The sequence below is a fragment of the Nonomuraea sp. B208 genome (assembly GCF_057536035.1).
In genome coordinates, this window is sequence record NZ_BAAJOU010000009.1 from 1 (window position 1) to 18461 (window position 18461).

The 18461-nt window shown below is 72.6% G+C and carries 15 protein-coding genes; all 15 read left to right on the plus strand.

Annotated features, from left to right (window positions below; translation table 11 throughout):
* Nucleotides 1–1596, plus strand: a 1596-nt coding sequence (locus tag AC27IY_RS04180; protein WP_487177169.1) for a peptidoglycan D,D-transpeptidase FtsI family protein, incomplete at its 5' end; no start/stop codon positions are given.
* Between the two features lie 40 nt (nt 1597–1636).
* On the plus strand, nt 1637–3175 hold the full coding sequence (locus tag AC27IY_RS04185; protein WP_371250257.1) for a UDP-N-acetylmuramoyl-L-alanyl-D-glutamate--2,6-diaminopimelate ligase: 1539 nt from the start codon (nt 1637–1639) through the stop codon (nt 3173–3175).
* Nucleotides 3175–4599: a UDP-N-acetylmuramoyl-tripeptide--D-alanyl-D-alanine ligase gene (locus AC27IY_RS04190; RefSeq protein WP_487177170.1), complete on the plus strand. Its 1425-nt coding sequence runs from the start codon at nt 3175–3177 to the stop codon at nt 4597–4599. The genes AC27IY_RS04185 and AC27IY_RS04190 overlap by 1 nt, the downstream gene beginning before the upstream one ends.
* Complete coding sequence (gene mraY / locus AC27IY_RS04195) at nt 4596–5654, plus strand: phospho-N-acetylmuramoyl-pentapeptide-transferase (RefSeq protein WP_329580462.1); 1059 nt, start codon at nt 4596–4598, stop codon at nt 5652–5654. Before AC27IY_RS04190 ends, mraY begins: the two co-directional genes overlap by 4 nt.
* A complete protein-coding gene (murD, locus tag AC27IY_RS04200; protein WP_487177171.1) occupies nt 5651–7027 on the plus strand; it encodes a UDP-N-acetylmuramoyl-L-alanine--D-glutamate ligase in 1377 nt (458 codons plus the stop codon). The genes mraY and murD overlap by 4 nt, the downstream gene beginning before the upstream one ends.
* Nucleotides 7024–8319, plus strand: a complete 1296-nt coding sequence (gene ftsW / locus AC27IY_RS04205) for a putative lipid II flippase FtsW (protein ID WP_364445493.1) — start codon at nt 7024–7026, stop codon at nt 8317–8319. Before murD ends, ftsW begins: the two co-directional genes overlap by 4 nt.
* A 12-nt stretch (nt 8320–8331) precedes the next feature.
* Nucleotides 8332–9408, plus strand: coding sequence for an undecaprenyldiphospho-muramoylpentapeptide beta-N-acetylglucosaminyltransferase (gene murG / locus AC27IY_RS04210; protein ID WP_449944928.1), 1077 nt, complete (start codon nt 8332–8334; stop codon nt 9406–9408).
* On the plus strand, nt 9405–10808 hold the full coding sequence (gene murC, locus AC27IY_RS04215) for a UDP-N-acetylmuramate--L-alanine ligase (protein ID WP_423452735.1): 1404 nt from the start codon (nt 9405–9407) through the stop codon (nt 10806–10808). The genes murG and murC overlap by 4 nt, the downstream gene beginning before the upstream one ends.
* Before the next feature lie 80 nt (nt 10809–10888).
* Complete coding sequence (locus tag AC27IY_RS04220; protein WP_344214875.1) at nt 10889–11554, plus strand: cell division protein FtsQ/DivIB; 666 nt, start codon at nt 10889–10891, stop codon at nt 11552–11554.
* 334 nt (nt 11555–11888) lie between these two features.
* Nucleotides 11889–13340, plus strand: a complete 1452-nt coding sequence (gene ftsZ, locus AC27IY_RS04225) for a cell division protein FtsZ (RefSeq protein WP_344214877.1) — start codon at nt 11889–11891, stop codon at nt 13338–13340.
* Between the two features lie 47 nt (nt 13341–13387).
* On the plus strand, nt 13388–14137 hold the full coding sequence (locus tag AC27IY_RS04230) for a YggS family pyridoxal phosphate-dependent enzyme (RefSeq protein ID WP_371250252.1): 750 nt from the start codon (nt 13388–13390) through the stop codon (nt 14135–14137).
* Nucleotides 14138–14279: 142 nt separating this feature from the next.
* Nucleotides 14280–14780: a cell division protein SepF gene (locus AC27IY_RS04235; protein WP_091076051.1), complete on the plus strand. Its 501-nt coding sequence runs from the start codon at nt 14280–14282 to the stop codon at nt 14778–14780.
* 80 nt (nt 14781–14860) lie between these two features.
* Nucleotides 14861–15148 carry a YggT family protein gene (locus AC27IY_RS04240; RefSeq protein WP_020545512.1) on the plus strand — a complete coding sequence of 96 codons (288 nt, stop codon included), beginning with the start codon at nt 14861–14863 and terminating at the stop codon, nt 15146–15148.
* 107 nt (nt 15149–15255) lie between these two features.
* Nucleotides 15256–16131 (plus strand): DivIVA domain-containing protein, encoded by an 876-nt coding sequence (locus tag AC27IY_RS04245; protein WP_329580428.1) that lies wholly within the window; start codon nt 15256–15258, stop codon nt 16129–16131.
* 41 nt (nt 16132–16172) lie between these two features.
* A complete protein-coding gene (locus AC27IY_RS04250; RefSeq protein ID WP_487177172.1) occupies nt 16173–18392 on the plus strand; it encodes a hypothetical protein in 2220 nt (739 codons plus the stop codon).
* The last annotated feature ends 69 nt before the right edge of the window (nt 18393–18461 follow it).

An 18461-nucleotide genomic window follows, 5' to 3' on the forward strand; every position in this document is an offset into this window, starting at 1 on the left:
CAGCGCCAGCACGTCGAGACGATCCCCGCCAAGCGCGGCTCGATCACCGACGTCAACGGCCACGACCTGGCGGTGACGGTCGAGGCCCGCGAGCTGTCCATCGACCCGTCCAAGATCACCGACGCGGGGGTGCGCGCGAAGGCCGTCAAGCTCCTCGCCCAGCAGCTCGGCAAGAGCGAGCAGGACATGGCCGCCAAGCTGGCCCGTACCGACACCCGTTACCAGCGCCTGGCGAGCGACGTCGACCCGCTCGTGGCGAGCCGCCTGCTGCAGGCGTCCATCCCGGCGCTGAACGCGAAGAAGACCTACCGCCGCCTCTACCCGGGCGGCGACCTCGCGGGCAGCCTCATCGGCTTCATCGGCGACGAGGGCAAGGGCCTGATCGGCATCGAGCGCACCAGCAACAAGCTGCTCGCCGGCCGCGACGGGCAGCAGCGCATGGAGATCGGCCGCGACGGCCAGCAGATCCCGATGACCAGCAGCCAGCGCACGGCCCCCGTCAACGGCCAGAACGTCCGGCTGACCCTCGACCGCGACGTCCAGTGGGCCGCCCAGAAGTCGGTCGCCGACCAGGTCAAGGAGTCGGGCGCGGACAGCGGCACGGTCATCGTCATGGACGTGCGCACCGCGCAGATCGTCGCCATGGCCAACGCCCCCGAGCTCGATCTCGGAAACTGGCGCTCGGCCCCGGCCTCCAGCCAGATCAACAAGGCCGCCGCCGACGTCTTCGAGCCGGGCAGCACCAACAAGGTCATCACGGCCGCCGCCGCGCTGGAGGCCGGGATGGTCACCCCGGACACCGTGTTCGAGGTGCCCGACCGGATCAAGTGCTACGACCAGGTGCTGCGCGACGCGCACGCGCACGCGGCCGAGTCGATGACGTTCCGCCAGGCGATGGCCGAGTCCAGCAACGTGGCCACGATCATGGCCGCGCGCAAGGTCGGCAGCGCCCGCCTGTACGCGATGCTGAAGGCGTTCGGCTTCGGCAGCACGCCGGGCGGCGGGGTGCCGGGCGCCGAGGCGGGCCTGCTGCCCGACTACCGCAAGTGGTCCGGCAGCCAGAGCTGCACCGTAGCCTACGGACAGGGCGTGTCGGTGACCGCGCTGCAGATGGCCAGCGTCTACCAGACCATCGCCAACGGCGGCGTCAAGATCGAGCCGCAGATCGTGGCGGGCACCACGGACGCCTCCGGCCGCTTCGTCCCGGCCGCCCCCGGCAAGCAGACCAGAGTGGTGAGCGAGACCACCGCCAAGGAGATCACGACCATGCTGGAGAGCGCCGTCGGCGAGGAGGGCACCGGCCATCTGGCCGCCATCCCCGGCTACCGGGTGGCGGGCAAGACCGGCACCGCCAACCGCTACGACGCCGCCCTCGGCCGCTACGACGGCTACACTGCCTCGTTCGTCGGTTTCGCGCCGGCCGACGACCCGCGCCTGGTGGTGCTGTCGGTGCTGCAGAACCCGAAGAACGGGCACTTCGGCGGGCAGCTCGCGGCCCCCGTGTTCAAGGATGTGATGACGTTCGCCATCAAGAGCAAGAAGATTCCTCCCACAGGCTCCTCCGCGACGCCGGTGCGTACGCGCGCCGGAGAGTGACCAGGGAAGGTACGCTCTCGCCGTGCGTCCCCCGTCGTCTATGCGTCCCACGACCAATCCGCCCCGCCCGCTGACCGGGCTCGCGACCATGCTCGACGCCGGCTCCGGCACGTCGAGGTCGCCCCATGCCGCCCTGACCGGCGTCACCATCGACTCCCGCGACGTCCGGCGAGGTGATCTCTACGTCGCCCTGCCCGGCAGCCAGGCGCACGGCGCCACGTTCGCCGCGCAGGCGATGGCCGGCGGCGCGGTGGCGATCCTGACCGACCCCGCCGGGCGGGAGGCCGCCGCGGCCACCGGGCTGCCCGTGCTGATCGTGCCGGAGCCGCGCGCGCTGCTCGGGCAGATCTCCTCCTGGGTCTACGGCCAGCCGGCCCACGACATCCAGGTCCTCGGCGTGACCGGCACCAGCGGCAAGTCCACCACCACGTTCATGCTGGAGGCGGGCCTGCGGGCGGCCGGGCACACGACGGGCCTGGTGGGCGGCGTCGAGATCCGCGCGGGCGAGCTGCGCTTCCAGCCGACGCTGACCACGCCGGAGGCCACGGCGCTGCACGGCTTGTTCGCCCTCATGCGCGAGCAGTCCGTCACCGCGGCCGCCATGGAGGTCTCCAGCCACGCGCTCGCCCTCGGCAGGATCGACGGCGTCTACTACGACGTGGCGCTGTTCACCAACCTCTCGCAGGACCACCTCGACTTCCACAAGGACTTCGAGGACTACTTCGCCGCCAAGACGCGGCTGTTCCAGCCGGAGCTGAGCCGCGCGGGCGTCACCAACCTCGACGACCGCCACGGCCGCGAGCTGCTGCACCGGGCCAAGGTGCCGATGACCACGTTTTCGGCGGAGGGCGACCCGGAGGCCGACTGGCGGGCGCTGGACGTCCGCCTGGGCGCCGACGGCAGCGCCTTCCGGGTGACCGGTCCCGGCGGCGTGGAGGCCGACGCGCGGATCGCCCTGCCGGGGCCGTTCAACGTCGCCAACGCGCTCGGCGCCATCGTCACCCTGGTCGAGGCCGGGGTGCCGCTGCAGACCGCCGTGCACGGCGTCGGCACGCTCGCCGGGGTGCCGGGGCGCATGCAGCGCGTCACGACCGCCGAGGACGACTTCCAGGCGATCGTCGACTACTCGCACAAACCGGGCGCGGTGGAGTCGGTGCTGCGCTCGCTGCGTACGGTCACCGCCGGCCGGCTGGTCATCGTCCTCGGCTGCGGCGGCGACCGCGACAAGGGCAAAAGGCCCATCATGGGCGAGATCTCCGCCGAGCTGGCGGATGTGGCCATTTTCACCAGCGACAATCCCCGTACGGAGGATCCGCTCGCCATTCTCTCGGCGATGATGGAAGGAGCGCTCCGCGTTCCGCAGCACGGCCGCGCTCATGTGATCATTGAGCCCGACCGCGCCGCCGCCATCGGCCTGGCGATCGCCAGGGCCGGGCGCGGCGACGTGATCGTCGTGGCAGGCAAGGGTCACGAGCAGGGCCAGTACGTCTCAGGCGAAGTGATCCCCTTCGACGACCGCGAGGCCGTCGCCGAGGCGATCCACGCACGCAAGGAAAGCACGGAAAGCAGGAAGCACTGATGATCCCGTTGCCGCTGGCCAGGATCGCCGAGATCACCTCCGGCACCCTGTCGGGCAAGGCCGATCCCCGCGCCGTCGTGCGCGGGCCCGTCGTGATCGACTCGCGGGCCGTCGAACCGGGATCGTTGTTCGTCGCGTTCGCGGGCGCGCGCGTGGACGGCCACGACTTCGCCGCCCAGGCCGTCAGGTCCGGGGCCGTCGCCGTGCTGGCCACCAGGCCCGTCGAGGCGCCCGCGGTGATCGTCGAGGACGCCGCGGCGGCCCTCGCCGTGCTGGCCTCCGCGCAGGTCGCCGCGCTGCCCCGCACCACCGTGATCGGCGTGACCGGCTCGGCCGGCAAGACCACCACCAAGGACCTCCTGGCCCGGCTCACGGCCAGGATGGGCCCGACCATCGCCCCCGTCGGCAGCTTCAACAACGAGCTCGGCCACCCGCTGACCGTGCTGCGCGCCGACCAGGACACCCGGTTCATGGTGCTGGAGCTGGCCGCCCGCAACATCGGCCACATCAAGGAGCTGACCCGCATCGCGCCGCCGCGCATCGGCGTCGTGCTCAACGTCGGCACCGCCCACCTCGGCGTGTTCGGCGGCAAGGAGGCCATCGCCAAGGCCAAGGGCGAGCTGGTCGAGGCGCTGTCCGGGGAGGGCGTGGCGGTGCTCAACGCCGACGACCCCCTCGTCCGCGAGATGGCTTCGCGCACCGAGGCCAGGGTCACCTTCTACGGCCGGGGCGAGGACGCCGCGATCCGCGCCGAGGACGTCACCATGGACGAGCGCGGGCGGGCCTCCTTCACCCTGCGCGCCCCGTCCGGCGCCGCGCCCGTCACGCTCCAGCTCTACGGCGGCCACGCGGTCGACAACGCGCTCGCGGCGGCTGCGGCGGCGTACGAGCTGGGGCTGCCCGTCGCCACCATCGCCGAGGAGCTGTCGCAGGCCACGCCGGCCAGCCGGTGGCGGATGGAGGTCAGCGAGCGGGCCGACGGCGTCACCGTGATCAACGACGCCTACAACGCCAACCCCGACTCGATGCGGGCCGCGTTCGAGACGTTCGCCGTGCTCGGCCAGGGGCGGCGGCGCTTCGCCGTCATCGCGGCCCTGCGCGAGCTCGGCGAGGAGGCCACCGCGCTCAACCGCGAGCTCGGCGTCCTGGCCGGCGGCGCGGGCCTGACGGGCCTCGTCGTGGCCGGGCCCGACGCCGAGCCCGTCCTGGAGGGCGCCCACGAGGCCGCGAAGGCCGCGCAGGCGCCGCCGGGCGGCCCGCCCGGCGAGACCGGGCCGCGCATCGTGCACGTCCCCGACGCCGCCGCGGCCGCCGCCGCGCTCGGCGAGTGGCTGCGGCCCGGCGACGCGGTGCTGATCAAGGGCCCGCGCGCCATGGGCCTGGAGCGCACTGCCGAACTGGTCCTCGGAGGTGCCCCCCAGTGACCAACATCATCATCGCCGGCGCGGTGGGCCTCATCCTCTCGATGCTGGGCACCCCGCTGGCGATCCGGCTCTTGACGCGGCGCGGCATCGGCCAGCAGGTCCGGGAGGAGGGCGTGCAGGCCCACCTCGGCAAGCGGGGCACCCCCACCATGGGCGGCATCGTGTTCGTCCTGGCCGCCCTGTTCGCCTACGGGGCCTCCCACCTGGCCACCCTCACGCCGCCGACCGTCTCGGGCACGCTGGTGCTGTTCCTGATGACGGGGCTCGGCGCGGTCGGGTTCCTCGACGACTTCATCAAGATCTACAAGCAGCGCAGCCTCGGCCTGCGCAGCGGCGCCAAGGCACTCGGCCAGCTCGTCGTCGGCGCGGTCTTCGCCGTCCTCGTCGTCCGCCAGCCCAACGTCTACGGCATCACCCCCGCAGAGACCCGGGTGTCGTTCCTGCGCGACATCGGCCCCTCGATCGGCATCGTCGGGTTCACCATCTGGGTGCTCATCATGATCGTCGGGTTCTCCAACGCGGTGAACCTCACCGACGGGCTCGACGGCCTGGCGAGCGGCGCCGCCGGCGTGGTGCTGGCGGCGTACGTGCTGATCGGCAACTGGCAGCTGCGCAACAACTGCATCGACCAGCTCGGCCCCAACTGCTACTGGGTACGCGACCCCCTCGACCTCGCCGTGGTCGCCGCGGCGGTGCTGGGGGCGCTCATCGGCTTCCTGTGGTGGAACGCCCCGCCCGCCCGCATCTTCATGGGCGACACCGGCTCGCTCGCCCTCGGCGGCGTGCTGGCCGGCCTGGCGATCGCCACCCGCACCCAGCTCCTCCTCATCATCCTCGCCGGCCTGTGCGTGATCATCACCCTGTCCGTGATCATCCAGGTCGGGTCGTTCAAGATGACCGGCAAACGCGTCTTCCGCATGGCCCCGCTCCAGCACCACTTCGAGCTCAAGGGCTGGGCGGAGACCACGATCGTGGTCCGCTTCTGGCTCATCGCCATGCTCTGCGCCGCGCTCGGGCTCGGCCTGTTCTACGTCGAGTGGATGCCCAAGCCATGACCTTCACCTGCGTCGCCGGGCTCGGCGTCTCCGGCACCGCCGTGGCGCGGGCCCTCGCCGGGCGCGGCGAGCGCGTCGTCGTCGTGGAGGCCGCCGAGGGGGAGCGCCAGCTCGCCGCCGCGGCCGAGCTGGCCGGGCTCGGCGTCGAGACCCGCTTCGGCGCGATGACCCTGCCCGAGGGCGCCACGCGGCTCGTCACCACCGGCTGGGCGCCGCACCACCCGCTCGTCGCCGCCGCGCTGGAGGCGGGCGTGGAGGTCGTGGGGGAGGTCGAGCTGGCCTGGCGGCTGCGCCCGGCCCAGGCCGCCCCGTGGCTCGCCCTGACCGGCACCAACGGCAAGACCACCGCCGTGCGCATGCTCACCTCGATCCTGCTCGCCGCCGGGCACAAGGCCCTGGCCGTGGGCAACGTGGGCCTGCCCGTGGTGCGGGCGGTCGCGGAGCCGTACGACGTGCTGGCCGTCGAGCTGTCCAGCTTCCAGCTCCACTGGTCGGCCACGCTGGCCCCGCACGCCGCGGCCGTGCTCAACGTCGCCCCCGACCACCTCGACTGGCACGGCTCCATGGAGGCGTACGCCGCCGCCAAGGGCCGCGTCTTCGAGCGCGCGGGCACCGTGATCTACAACGCCGACGACCCCGAGGCGGCCCGGCTGGCCGCGCCCTACCCGGGGGCCGTCGGGTTCACGCTGCGGGTGCCGAAGCCCGGGCAGCTCGGCGTCGTGGAGGACCTGCTGGTCGACCGGGCGTTCGTGGCCGACCCGGTGGAGGCGGCCGAGGAGCTCGCCACGCTGGGCGACATCCGCCCCCTCGCCCCGCACAACGTGGCCAACGCCCTGGCCGCGGCGGCGCTGGCCCGCGCGTTCGGCGTGCCCGGCGAGGCGGTCGCGCGGGGCCTGCGGGACTTCGTGCCCGACCCGCACCGGCTGGCGCTGGTCGAGCGGGTCGGCGACGTCGACTACGTGGACGACTCCAAGGCCACCAACCCGCACGCCGCCGCCGCTGCCCTGGCCTCCTACCCGTCGGTCGTGTGGGTGGCGGGCGGCCAGCTCAAGGGCGCCGACGTGGACGACCTCGTCCGCCGGGCCGCCCCCCGGCTGGTCGGCGCCGTGCTGCTCGGCGCCGACCGCGCCCAGATCGCCGAAGCCCTCGCGCGACACGCCCCGAATGTCCCCGTCGTGGACATCGCCGATCGGGACACTGGTGCGATGGAGAAAGTCGTCATCGCAGCCGCCGGCCTGGCCTCGCCGGGCGACACCGTGCTGCTCTCCCCGTCGGCGGCCTCACTCGACATGTACCCCGGCTATCCGGCGCGGGGCGAGGCGTTCGCGCGCGCCGTACGCGGGCTGAAGGAGCGGGCCGAGGGAGCGGTGTGAGCGCGACCGCCGAGAAGCGCGCGCACCCCGCCCCCGCCTCCGCCTCCGCCGAGGGGCCGCAGGGCTGGGCCCGCGAGCAGCTCGCCACCCTGCGCGAGCTGCTCGGCAGGCCGCTCACCACCTACTACCTGATCATCATGTGCGGCGCCCTGCTGCTCGCGCTGGGCCTGATGATGGTGCTGTCGGCCTCCAGCGTCGAGGCGCTGCAGGAGACCGGCAGCCCCTTCTCGTGGTTCATCAAGCAGTCGCTGTCGGCCGCGATCGGCCTGCCGGTCATGTACGCCTGCTCGCGCCTGCCGGTGAAGTTCTTCCGCTGGGCCGGCTATCCGCTGATGGCGCTGTCGATCATCTTGCTGGTGATGGTGCTGTTCATCGGCTCCGCGGAGCAGGGCGCGCAGCGCTGGATCTACGTCGGATCCCTCACCATCCAGCCGTCGGAGCCGGCCAAGCTCGCGCTCGTGCTGTGGGGCGCCGACCTGCTGGCGCGGCGGGCGCGGCAGGGCCGCATCGAATGGCGTCAGCTGCTGATCCCGCTGATGCCGGGCACCGCCATCATGGTCGTGCTGGTGCTGCTGGGCAGCGACCTCGGCACCACGCTGGTGCTCTTCATGATCTTCCTGTCCCTGCTGTGGGTGGTGGGCGCGCCGATCAAGCTGTTCGGCGGCATCATGTCGCTGGCCGTGCTGGCCGCGGTCATCATGATCAAGGTGGAGCCCTACCGGATGCGGCGCATCGGCTCCTTCCTCAACCCCTGGGCCGACGCGCAGGACGCCGGCTACCAGGCCGTGCAGGGGCAGATCGCGATGGGCTCCGGCGGCTGGTTCGGGGTCGGGCTCGGCCAGAGCCGGCAGAAGTGGAGCTGGCTGCCGCACGGCGAGAGCGACTTCATCTTCGCCATCGTCGGCGAGGAGCTGGGCCTCATGGGCACGCTCCTGGTCGTCGCGCTGTTCGGGCTGCTCGGCTACGCGGGGCTGCGCGTCGCCGTACGCGTCAACGACCCCTTCATCCGGCTGACCGCGGCCGCCATGGTCGCCTGGATCGTCGGGCAGGCCATCGTCAACATGGGCGCCGTCCTCGGCGTCCTGCCCATCACCGGCATCCCCCTTCCGCTGGTCTCGTACGGCGGCTCGTCGCTGGTGCCCACGCTCGCCGCGCTCGGCATGCTGCTGTCGTTCGCCAAACACGAGCCGGGCGCGCGCGAGGCTCTGGCCGCTCGTGGCCCCGGACCCGGCGCGCGGGCCCTAAGCTGGCTTGGCCTGGGGGGTACGTCCAGAGGCCGAGCGACACGTTAGGGAGTGACCTTGATGAGGGTGGTCCTCGCCGGTGGGGGGACGGCCGGGCACATCGAGCCCGCGCTAGCCCTTGCGGACGCGCTGCGCCATCTCGATCCCGGCATCGGCGTCACCTGCGTGGGCACCGATCGCGGCCTGGAGACCCGGCTGGTGCCCGCCAGGGGCTACGACCTGGAGCTGGTGCCCGCGGTCCCGCTGCCGCGCGCGATCACCCCCAGCCTGCTGACCGTCCCCGGCCGGCTGGCCGGGGCGATCAACGCGGTCGCGAACGTGCTCGAACGCGTCCAGGCCGACGTGCTGGTCGGCTTCGGCGGCTACGTCGCCACGCCCGCCTACCTGGCGGCCAAGCGGCGCGGCCTGCCGATCGTCGTCCACGAGGCCAACCCGCGCGCCGGGCTGGCCAACCGGCTCGGCGCGCGGCTCACCGAGCACGTCTTCACCGGCCACCCCGAGGCCGCGCTGCCGAAGGCCGACTACATCGGCACGCCGCTGCGCCGCGAGATCGTCACGCTCGACCGGCTGTCCATGGGCGACAAGGCGCGCTCGTGGTTCGGGCTGGAGACCGACCGGCCCACGCTGCTGGTCTTCGGCGGCTCGCAGGGGGCCCGCTCGATCAACGAGGCCGCGCTGGCCGCCGCGCCCGCGCTGCGCGGGGCCGGGGTGCAGGTGCTGCACGTGATCGGGCCGAAGAACGTCATCGAGCGCGAGCCGCCGCCCGGCGACCCGCAGTACGTCCTGCTGCCCTACGTCGACCGCATGGACCTCGCCTACGCCGCCGCCGACGTGGCCCTGTGCCGCAGCGGCGCGCTCACCTGCGCCGAGCTGACCGCGGTGGGGCTGCCGGCCGCGTACGTGCCGCTGCCGCACGGCAACGGCGAGCAGGCGCTCAACGCCGAGCGGATCGTGCGCGGCGGGGGCGGGCTCATGGTCGACGACTCCGAGCTGTCGCCCGACTGGATCATCAGGAACGTGCTGCCGATGCTGCACGACCCCGAGCGCGTCGCCGCCATGTCGGAGGCCGCCGCCAGGCTCGGCCGTAAGGACGCAGATATCATGCTTGCCAGGAAAGTGTTGGAGATAGCCCGATGAGTCTCGTGAAGCTGGTCGATCCCGTCCGCGTCGAAGAACTGGGGCGGGTGCACTTCATCGGCATCGGCGGAGCGGGCATGTCCGGCATCGCGCGCATCCTGCTCAAGCGCGGCGTGCGCGTGTCGGGCAGCGACGCCCGCAGCTCCGAGCTGGTCGCCGAGCTGCGCGAGCTCGGCGCCTCCGTGCACATCGGCCACGCCGCCTCGCACATCAAGGACGTCGACACCGTCGTCGTCTCGACCGCCATCCGCGACTCCAACCCGGAGCTGGGCGAGGCGCTCAAGCAGGGGCTGCGGATCATCCCGCGGGCGGCCGCCCTCGCCTCCGTGATGGCCGGGCGCACCGCCGTGGCCATCGCCGGCACCCATGGCAAGACCACCACGACCTCGATGCTGACGGTGGCGCTGCAGAAGTGCGGCGCCGACCCGTCCTACTGCGTGGGCGGCCAGCTCGTCACCACCGGGCTCGGCGCCGACGACGGCACCGGCACGGTGTTCGTGGCCGAGGCCGACGAGAGCGACGGCTCCTTCCTCATGCTGGCCCCCGACATCGCCGTGGTCACCAACGTCGAGGCCGACCACCTCGACAACTACGGCGACCCGCGGGCCGTGCACGACAGCTTCGCCCGTTTCGCCGACCGGGTCGGCTCGCTGCTGGTGATCTGCGCCGACGACCCGGGCTCGGCCGAGCTGGCCGACCGGGCTCGCGAGCGCGGGCTGCGGGTGCGCACCTACGGCGCCGCCGAGGGCGCCGACTACCGTCTCTCCGGGGTCCGGCCCGACGGGTTCGGCACGGTCTTCGAGATCGAGGGGCGCGGAGACGTGCGTCTGGCCGTCCCCGGGGCGCACAACGCGCTCAACGCCACCGCGGCGATCGCCGTGGCCGACGAGCTTGGGTTGTCCTTCGAGGAGATCAGAGGGGGCCTGGGGGCCTTCACGGGGGCCAAGCGGCGCTTCGAGGCCAAGGGGGAGGCCGGGGGCGTCGCCGTGTTCGACAGCTACGCCCACCATCCGACCGAGCTGGCCGCCGACCTGCGGGCCGCCCGCGACGTCGTCGCCTCCTACTCGGGCGACGGGCGGGTCGTCGCGATCTTCCAGCCGCACCTCTACTCGCGCACCCGCTTCTTCGCCGACGAGTTCGGCGCGGCGCTAGGGCTCGCCGACGAGGTCGTCGTGCTCGACGTCTACGGGGCCCGTGAGGACCCGGAGCCGGGCGTGTCGGGGGCGATGGTGGCCTCGCGGGTGCCGCTGCCCGCGGAGCGGGTCTCGTACGCGCCGGACCGGGCCGCCGTGCCGGCGCTGGTGGCCGAGCGGGCGCGGCCGGGCGACATCGTCCTCACGATGGGCGCCGGCGACGTCACCGAGCTGGGCCCCCAGATCGTCGCCCGGCTCTCCTCCTGACGGCCGCCCGGGCGTGGCGCCGGGTCTCAGGCGTCGCGCGGGCGTAGGTTCGGTGCCGATATGCGTGATCTGGGAGGGCGATGAAGGCGCGGACGGCGTTCCTGGTCCTGCTCACGGCGGGGGTGGTGGGCACGGCCGCGTGGCTGGTGTTCTTCTCGCCCGTGCTGGGCGTGCGTTCGGTGGAGATCGTGGGAAATATCACAGTCTCCCGCGAGCACATCGAACGGCAGGCCGCGGTGGCCGACCTGCACCCCCTGGCCACCGTCGACCTGGCGGGCGTCGAGTCGCGGGTGCTCGGCATCAGACAGCTCGCCAGCGCCAAGGTGGACCGGATCTGGCCGGGCACGCTGCGGATCGAGGTCGTCGAGCGGGAGGCCGTGGCGGCCATCCCCGCGGGCGGCCAGGTCGCGATCGTGGACGGCCAGGGCGTGGTGATCGAGGTCAGGCAGGAGGTCCCGCCCCTGCTGCCGGTGCTCCGGGTGGACAACCCCTCGGCCACCGACCCGGCGACGGTCGCCGCGCTCCAGGTCATCAAGGCCGTTCCCGGCGCGATCGCGCCGAAGGTCAGGCAGGTGCGCGCCGGCACGGCCGAGGGCGTCACGCTGGTGCTGTCCGACGGCCGTACGGTCGTGTGGGGCGGCACCGACCGGCCCAAGGAGAAGGGCCGCATCCTGGCCTCGCTGCTCAAGCGCGAGAAGGCGAACGTCTACGACGTGAGCTCGCCCGACGTGGTCACCCTGAAGTGATCAAGACCGTCAGGGTCTGGCAACCCAGCGGCAACGGCATCGCCCAGGCTGTGCGAGGCAGGGGTCGCGGCGTGAGAGCCTAAAGTCGTGATCGGCCAGGGGAGTGCCCCGACCAGGCACGACTTCGGAGCGAACCGGACAGCCCGCGACACGCCGGACGTGCTTGCGGCGCGGTTAGTTGACCCGCCCGGAGCGTAACTCCTACTGTCCGTATCAATCCTCAGGTTGACATAAATCTAAATCTCAACCTGAGGTTGAGAGTTACCCGAACTGACAAAAAGCGGAGACAATCCGCACCGAAATGGCAAGTCAACGAGCGGAAAGGCCCCTCGTCGTGGCAGCACCGCAGAACTACCTCGCGGTCATCAAGGTCGTCGGCATCGGCGGCGGCGGAGTCAACGCCGTCAACCGGATGATCGAGGAGGGACTCAAGGGCGTCGAGTTCATCGCCATCAACACCGACGCCCAGGCGCTGCTGATGAGTGACGCCGACGTGAAACTCGACGTGGGCCGCGAGCTCACGCGCGGACTGGGCGCGGGCGCCAACCCCGACGTCGGGCGCAAGGCCGCCGAGGACCACCGCGAGGAGATCGAGGAGGTCCTCAAGGGGGCCGACATGGTCTTCGTCACGGCGGGCGAGGGCGGCGGCACCGGCACCGGCGGCGCCCCCGTGGTGGCCAACATCGCCAGGTCGCTGGGCGCACTCACCATCGGCGTCGTCACCAGGCCGTTCAGCTTCGAGGGGCGCCGCAGGGCCATGCAGGCCGAGGCGGGCATCGAGACGCTGCGCGACGAGGTCGACACGCTGATCGTCATCCCCAACGACCGGCTGCTGTCGATCTCCGACCGGCAGGTCAGCGTGCTGGACGCGTTCAAGGCGGCCGACCAGGTGCTGCTGTCCGGTGTCCAGGGCATCACCGACCTCATCACCACCCCCGGTCTGATCAACCTGGACTTCGCCGACGTCAAGTCGGTCATGTCCGGCGCCGGCTCGGCCCTCATGGGCATCGGCCACGCCCGCGGCGACGACCGCTCGGTGGCGGCCGCCGAGATGGCGGTCTCCAGCCCGCTGCTGGAGGCCAGCATCGACGGCGCCCACGGCGTGCTGCTGTCCATCGCGGGCGGCTCCGACCTCGGCCTGTTCGAGATCAACGAGGCCGCCCAGCTCGTGTCGATGGCCGCGGCGCCCGACGCCAACATCATCTTCGGCACGGTCATCGACGACGCACTCGGCGACGAGGTGCGCGTGACGGTGATCGCGGCCGGCTTCGACGACGTGCCGGGACCGGCGGTCAAGGAGGTCCCGCGGCCGGCTGGCCGCGCCGCCGCCGCGCCGCCGCCCGCGCCCCCGGTGTCCTCGCCGGTGCGGCCGAGCGTGTCGTCGCCCAGCGTCAAGTCCGAGCCGCCCGTGCTGCGCCCCGAGCCCCGCCCGGAGCCCCGTCCCGAGCCGCGCGCGGACTTCCGTACGGAGACCCGCCCCGAGCCGCGCCCCGAGCCGCGTCCTGAGCCCCGCCCCGAGCCGCGTCCCGAGCCCCGGCAGGAGTTCAGGCCGGAGCCGCGTCCCGAGCCGGTGCGCCCGGTGGAGCCGGTGCAGGCCGTCGCCGAGCCGGCCGGGGAGCCGCCCGCCGACGAGCCGTCCGGGCCCGTCTCCATCCCGCGGCCCACTCCCGAGCCCGCCAACCCGCCCACGCCCATCACCTCCCGCATGCAGGAGCCGGCCAAACGTCCCCGGGTGATCTTCGAGGAGCAGGAAGAGGAGCTCGACGTTCCCGACTTCCTCAAGTAGCACAGGCGTTCCACGCCGCTCCCCGGGGACACGGGAGCGGCGCCGTCATGTGCGCGGCAGGTCCGGACGCGACGACTCCGGCACGAAGACGCAGGGAGACTCAGGTGAGAAGGGACGAGATCGCGGCCGGCCTCGCCCAGGTCGACGAGAGCATCGCGGCGGCCTGCCGCGCGGTGGGCCGCGACCGGGGCGAGGTCACGCTGATCGCCGTCACCAAGACCCGCCCGGCCGAGGACGTCAGGATCCTCGCCGAGCTGGGCGTGCGCGACGTCGGCGAGAACCGCGACCAGGAGGCCGCGCCCAAGGCGGCCGAACTGGCCGGGCTCCCGCTGACCTGGCACTTCGTGGGCCAGCTGCAGACCAACAAGGTCCGCTCCGTCGTCGCCTACGCCGACGTGATCCACTCCGTGGACCGCGTACGGCTGGTGGAGGCGATCAGCCGCGAGGCGGTCCGCCAGGGACGCGACGTCGGCTGCCTCATCCAGGTCGCCCTCGACGACGACCCGGCCAGAGGCGGCGCCCGCCCCGCCGACGTCCCGGAGCTCGCCGACGAGGTGGCCCTGGCCGAGGGCGTCTGGCTCGGGGGCGTCATGGCGGTCGCGCCGCTGGGGGAGGAGCCCGCCAAGGCGTTCGCCCGGCTGCGCGAGGTGGCCACGCGGGTGCAGGAGCAGCACCCGCGCGCCACGATGGTCTCCGCCGGGATGAGCGGCGACCTCGCCGAGGCGATCGCGCACGGCGCGACACACGTGCGGGTCGGTACGGCGTTGCTCGGTCGTCGCAAGCCCTTCGTCAGGTAATGTCCCCTCAAGTGGGTCTTCAGGCCCATGATCAGGTAGAGGTCGAGCCGGTGGAGGGTCTGAGCGGGTCACGTGATACCGCCTCGGCGCCGGGACACCGGGCCCGAGCGAGGGCGACCATGAGCAGGAGGACGACGTAGCGATGGCCGGCGCGATGCGCAAGATGGCGGTCTACCTCGGTCTCGTGGAGGACGACCGCTACGAGAGGTATGAGACCTACCAGGACGATTACGCCTACGAGGACGAGGCACAGCGGACCGGCGAGGAGCGGCCCGTGGCGGTCCAGGACCGCGACGACGAGCCTGACGCCCCGGTGCCCGCGCCCAGGCCCTCCACGGCGATCCTGGAGCGCCGCACGACCGATCTGGCCCGCATCACCACGCTCCACCCGCGCACGTACAACGAGGCGCGCACCATCGGCGAGCACTTCCGCGACGGCACCCCGGTCATCATGAACCTGACCGAAATGGTTGACAGCGACGCCAAACGGCTGGTCGATTTCGCGGCAGGTCTGGTCTTTGGCCTACACGGAAGCATTGAACGTGTTACCAACAAGGTGTTCCTGTTGTCCCCTGCCAATGTCGAGGTGACCGCCGAGGACAAGGCTCGAATCGCGGAACGCGGGTTCTTCAATCAGAGTTAGAGTCTCTGTATGTCCAACCCACCCCACCCGGTCTCGGCGAGACGGGGAGGGCTCATCAGAAGTGGAGGCTCGGCCGGGCCGTGGCGATCGTAGGTCAGATCTTGGTCGTAGTCCTGTCTCTCTACTTGGTGCTGCTCATCGGCAGAATGATCTTCGAGACCGTGCAGGCCTTCGCCAGACACTGGCGGCCGACCGGGCTCGTGCTGGTGCTGGCAGAGGCCACGTACACCGCGACGGATCCACCTCTGAAGTTCCTCCGCCGTTTCATTCCCCCGCTCCGGTTGGGTACGGTGGCCTTTGACCTAAGCTTCACCGTCCTCTTCATCGTGGTCCTGATCCTGATCCAGCTCGCGGGGCTGCTGCGGTGAACGGGACCGGTGCCGCGCAGGTCGTGTTCCAACTCGTGTCCGCGCTGAAGTGATTCGGGTTACCGTCCCTCCGGACAGACTCCAAGCGCGCCAAGGAGACCAAAAAGATGCCGCTGACGCCCGCTGATGTGCGGAACAAGCAGTTCAGTACCACCCGGTTGCGGCCGGGCTACGACGAGGAAGAGGTCGACGCCTTCCTCGACGAGGTGGAGGCTGAGCTTGACCGCCTGATCCAAGAGAACGAGGAGCTCCGAGCCAAGCTGGCCGAGTGCCTGCGCGGGAAGGTGCCGGGCGGCATGAGCATGCCCATGGCCTCCGCCCCGGTCCAGGAGCAGCCCAAGCCCGAGATGATGGCGCCGCCGCAGCCGGAGCCCATGCGGGCCCCCGAGCCGCCGCCGGTGCAGCAGCAGCAGCCGATGCCCGTGGCCATGAACATGCCTCCCGCCGAGGACAACATGGACACCGCGGCCCGCGTGCTCGCGCTCGCCCAGCAGACCGCCGACCAGGCGATCGCCGACGCCCGCCGCGAGGCGGACGAGACCGTCACCCGCGCCCGCCGCGAGGCCGACGAGATCCTCACCAAGGCCCGCCGCCAGGCCGAGCAGGTCATCGGCGACGCCCGCGCCCGCGCCGAGACCCTGGAGCGCGACGCGCAGGAGCGCCACCGCCAGGCCATGGGCTCGCTGGTGCAGACCCGCGACGAGCTGGAGCGCAAGGTCGAGGAGCTGCGCAGCTTCGAGCGCGAATACCGCAGCAGGCTCAAGCTCTACCTGGAGAACCAGCTCGCCGAGCTCAACGTCTCGGCCGAGGGCAGCGGAGGGTTCCCGGTCATGTCCGGTGGTCCCGGCGGTCAGGCTCCGGCCATGCACGCCGTGCCGCAGGGCGGCCAGCCGCCGCTTCCCGGCAGCCCCAACCCCTTCGGCGGAGAGGCTCCTCAGGGTGCTTTTCCCGGCGGTGACGGTCCCCACAACGACCGCCGGTAAAGTAACGGGTCACTAGGACCTGTCACTCGAAAGAGCCCTCTGTGATCCTTATCAGTGCTGGTTTGGTGCTCGCGGCGGTCGTGTTGCTGATCGCGGGCTTCGTACTGGCGAAGCCGTTCCTGATCATGTGGTCCATCGTGGTCAGCGTGCTGTCCGCGCTGTTCCTGGTGATCGGGGCGTTCCTGCGGAGACACGAGCTGTTCCCCGGTGGTGGGCGGGCCGCCGCACCGGCCACCCCCCCTCCTACGGGGCTCATGCCGCCGCCTCCTGGCTCGCCGTACAACCAGACCGGTCCTGTGGCTCACCAGCCGCCGCCCCATACGCGCCCGCAGCCGCAGCCGCCGCAGCGGACGGTGACCCTTCCGGCCACCGGCCCGCGCCGCCCCCCGGCCGGCGGTGTCGCACCGGACGCGATCGTGCTGGTGATCCCCGGCCGCAAGCGCTACCACGTGGCCGGCTGCCGGCAGCTCGCCGGCCGGGAGCACGAGGAGCTCACCTACGAGGAGGCACGCGAGGAGGGCTTCACGCCCTGCACGGCGTGCCTGCCCGACGCAGCGCTCGGCGGACGGCAGCTGCCGCCTGCCGCCGACCCCGAGCCCGCCGCCGCCCCCGGCTCCGCGCTCGCCGCGGAGAGCCGGGCGGAGCCGCCCGCAGAACCCCGCACCCCGTCCACGCCCCGCCCAGGCCCGCAACCGGCCAGCGGCCCGCAGCCGTCTACTGGCCCGCAGGCGTCTACTGGTGCACGCCCGGCCGCCGATGCGCAGCCGGCCACAGGCCCCCAGTCGGGCACCGGCCCTCAGTCGGGCAGCCGTCCGCAGCCGTCCACCGGCCCGCAGCCGTCCACCGGCCCGCAGCCGGTCAGCGGCGCGCAGGCGGCTACTGGCCCGCGGTCGCCCAGTGGCCCGCAGGCGTCTTCCGGTCCGCAGGCGGGGGTCCGTTCGCAGTCGCCTTCCGGCCCGCAGGCGGCTACCGGTCCGAAGCCCGGTGAAGGCGCTCGGTCCGGTGATGCGCCGCAGTCCGGAACCAGACCGGCTGCCCGGCAGGAGCCCGCCGGAGCTGAGGCCGAGGGGGCGAAGTCCGGAGACAGGCCGGAGCAGGCCGCCTCCCGCGAGGAAGGCGCCACCGGGTGGTTCGGCAGGCCGGCCGCCGCGTCGGCAGGCCAGGCCGGGGCCAAGGGCCCGGCCACCCCCGGCGCTGGGTCCGAGGACGAGCAGGGGGAGACGCAGACCTCCATCTTCCGGCCGCCGCCGTACGCGAGCCGGCCCCAGTCCACGCCGCCCGGCAAGAGCTCCCGTCCCGAGGACGAGCCCGGCCCGCGCCCCGAGGGCAAGAAGCCCGGCACCCCGTCCGCGAAGCCCACCGCCTCCGGCACTACGGGAGCGGCATCCGAGGCCGCCGCCGGCAAGTCCGGCAAGCCCGGCGCGACGCCTGGCAAGCCCGCTGCGACGTCCGGGGAGCCTGCAGGCAAGCCCGGTAAGCCTGCCACGACGTCTGGCGAGCCTGTCGGCGCGTCCGGCAAGTCTGCCGCGACGTCTGGCGAGCCTGTGGGCGCGTCCGGCAAGTCTGCCGCGACCCCTGGTAAGTCCGCCGCCACGTCCGCCGAGCCAGTTGGCGCATCCGGTAAGCCGGGCGAGAAGCCTGGTAAGCCTGTCGGTACGTCCGGCAAGCCTGGTGCGACGTCCGGTAAGTCCGTTGCCGGCAAGTCCGCTGCCACCCCCGGTGCATCCGGCGAGCCCGCCGCGACGTCCGGTAAGTCCACCACCACCTCCGGTAAACCCGTCACGTCCGGTGGTTCCTCTGGAGTCAAGGGTGGGACGCCGCCCGAGGGGGACGCCGAGCGTACCGATCCCGCGCTGCGCCCTCCGGGCCGGCCTGAGGGAGCGGGGCGGGCCGGCGGTGACGAGGATGATGATGCCGGGCCGTCCACGGCGCCGCAGCCGCGGATCACGGTCGCGCCGAAGGAGCGGACCGAGCGGGCGCAGGAGTCTTCCGCCGCCTCCCGGACCACGGTGTTCCCCGTCGCGGGACAGGAGAAGGCCGAGGGCGAGAGCGGTGAGGAGCCGGCGGGGCCGAAGGGGGCGGATCAGGGTGCTAGCGCGGTGAAGGTCATCGCCGGCACGCGCCGCTACCACGGCGCCGACTGCCCGTTGGTCAAGGGTGCGGGGGACCGCGACGTCGAGACGATGACGGTCGCCGCGGCGGAGGCCGCCGGGCTGACGATCTGCCCGATCTGCCGGCACGACCGCGAATCGGTCTCCTGACCCCTCCTTCCCGAGCGCACGCGAACGCCCCCGGTCAATACACGACCGGGGGCGTTCGCCGTACCAGAT

Bases quoted from the DNA above. Each gene is read 5' to 3' on its own strand.
- murD (WP_487177171.1), top strand. From the start codon at position 5,651: ATGACCTTCACCTGCGTCGCCGGGCTCGGCGTCTCCGGCACCGCCGTG.
- AC27IY_RS04230 (WP_371250252.1), top strand. From the start codon at position 13,388: ATGTGCGCGGCAGGTCCGGACGCGACGACTCCGGCACGAAGACGCAGG.
- murC (WP_423452735.1), top strand. From the start codon at position 9,405: ATGAGTCTCGTGAAGCTGGTCGATCCCGTCCGCGTCGAAGAACTGGGG.
- murG (WP_449944928.1), top strand. From the start codon at position 8,332: ATGAGGGTGGTCCTCGCCGGTGGGGGGACGGCCGGGCACATCGAGCCC.
- AC27IY_RS04245 (WP_329580428.1), top strand. From the start codon at position 15,256: ATGCCGCTGACGCCCGCTGATGTGCGGAACAAGCAGTTCAGTACCACC.
- AC27IY_RS04190 (WP_487177170.1), top strand. From the start codon at position 3,175: ATGATCCCGTTGCCGCTGGCCAGGATCGCCGAGATCACCTCCGGCACC.
- AC27IY_RS04220 (WP_344214875.1), top strand. From the start codon at position 10,889: ATGAAGGCGCGGACGGCGTTCCTGGTCCTGCTCACGGCGGGGGTGGTG.
- AC27IY_RS04185 (WP_371250257.1), top strand. From the start codon at position 1,637: ATGCGTCCCACGACCAATCCGCCCCGCCCGCTGACCGGGCTCGCGACC.
- AC27IY_RS04235 (WP_091076051.1), top strand. From the start codon at position 14,280: ATGGCCGGCGCGATGCGCAAGATGGCGGTCTACCTCGGTCTCGTGGAG.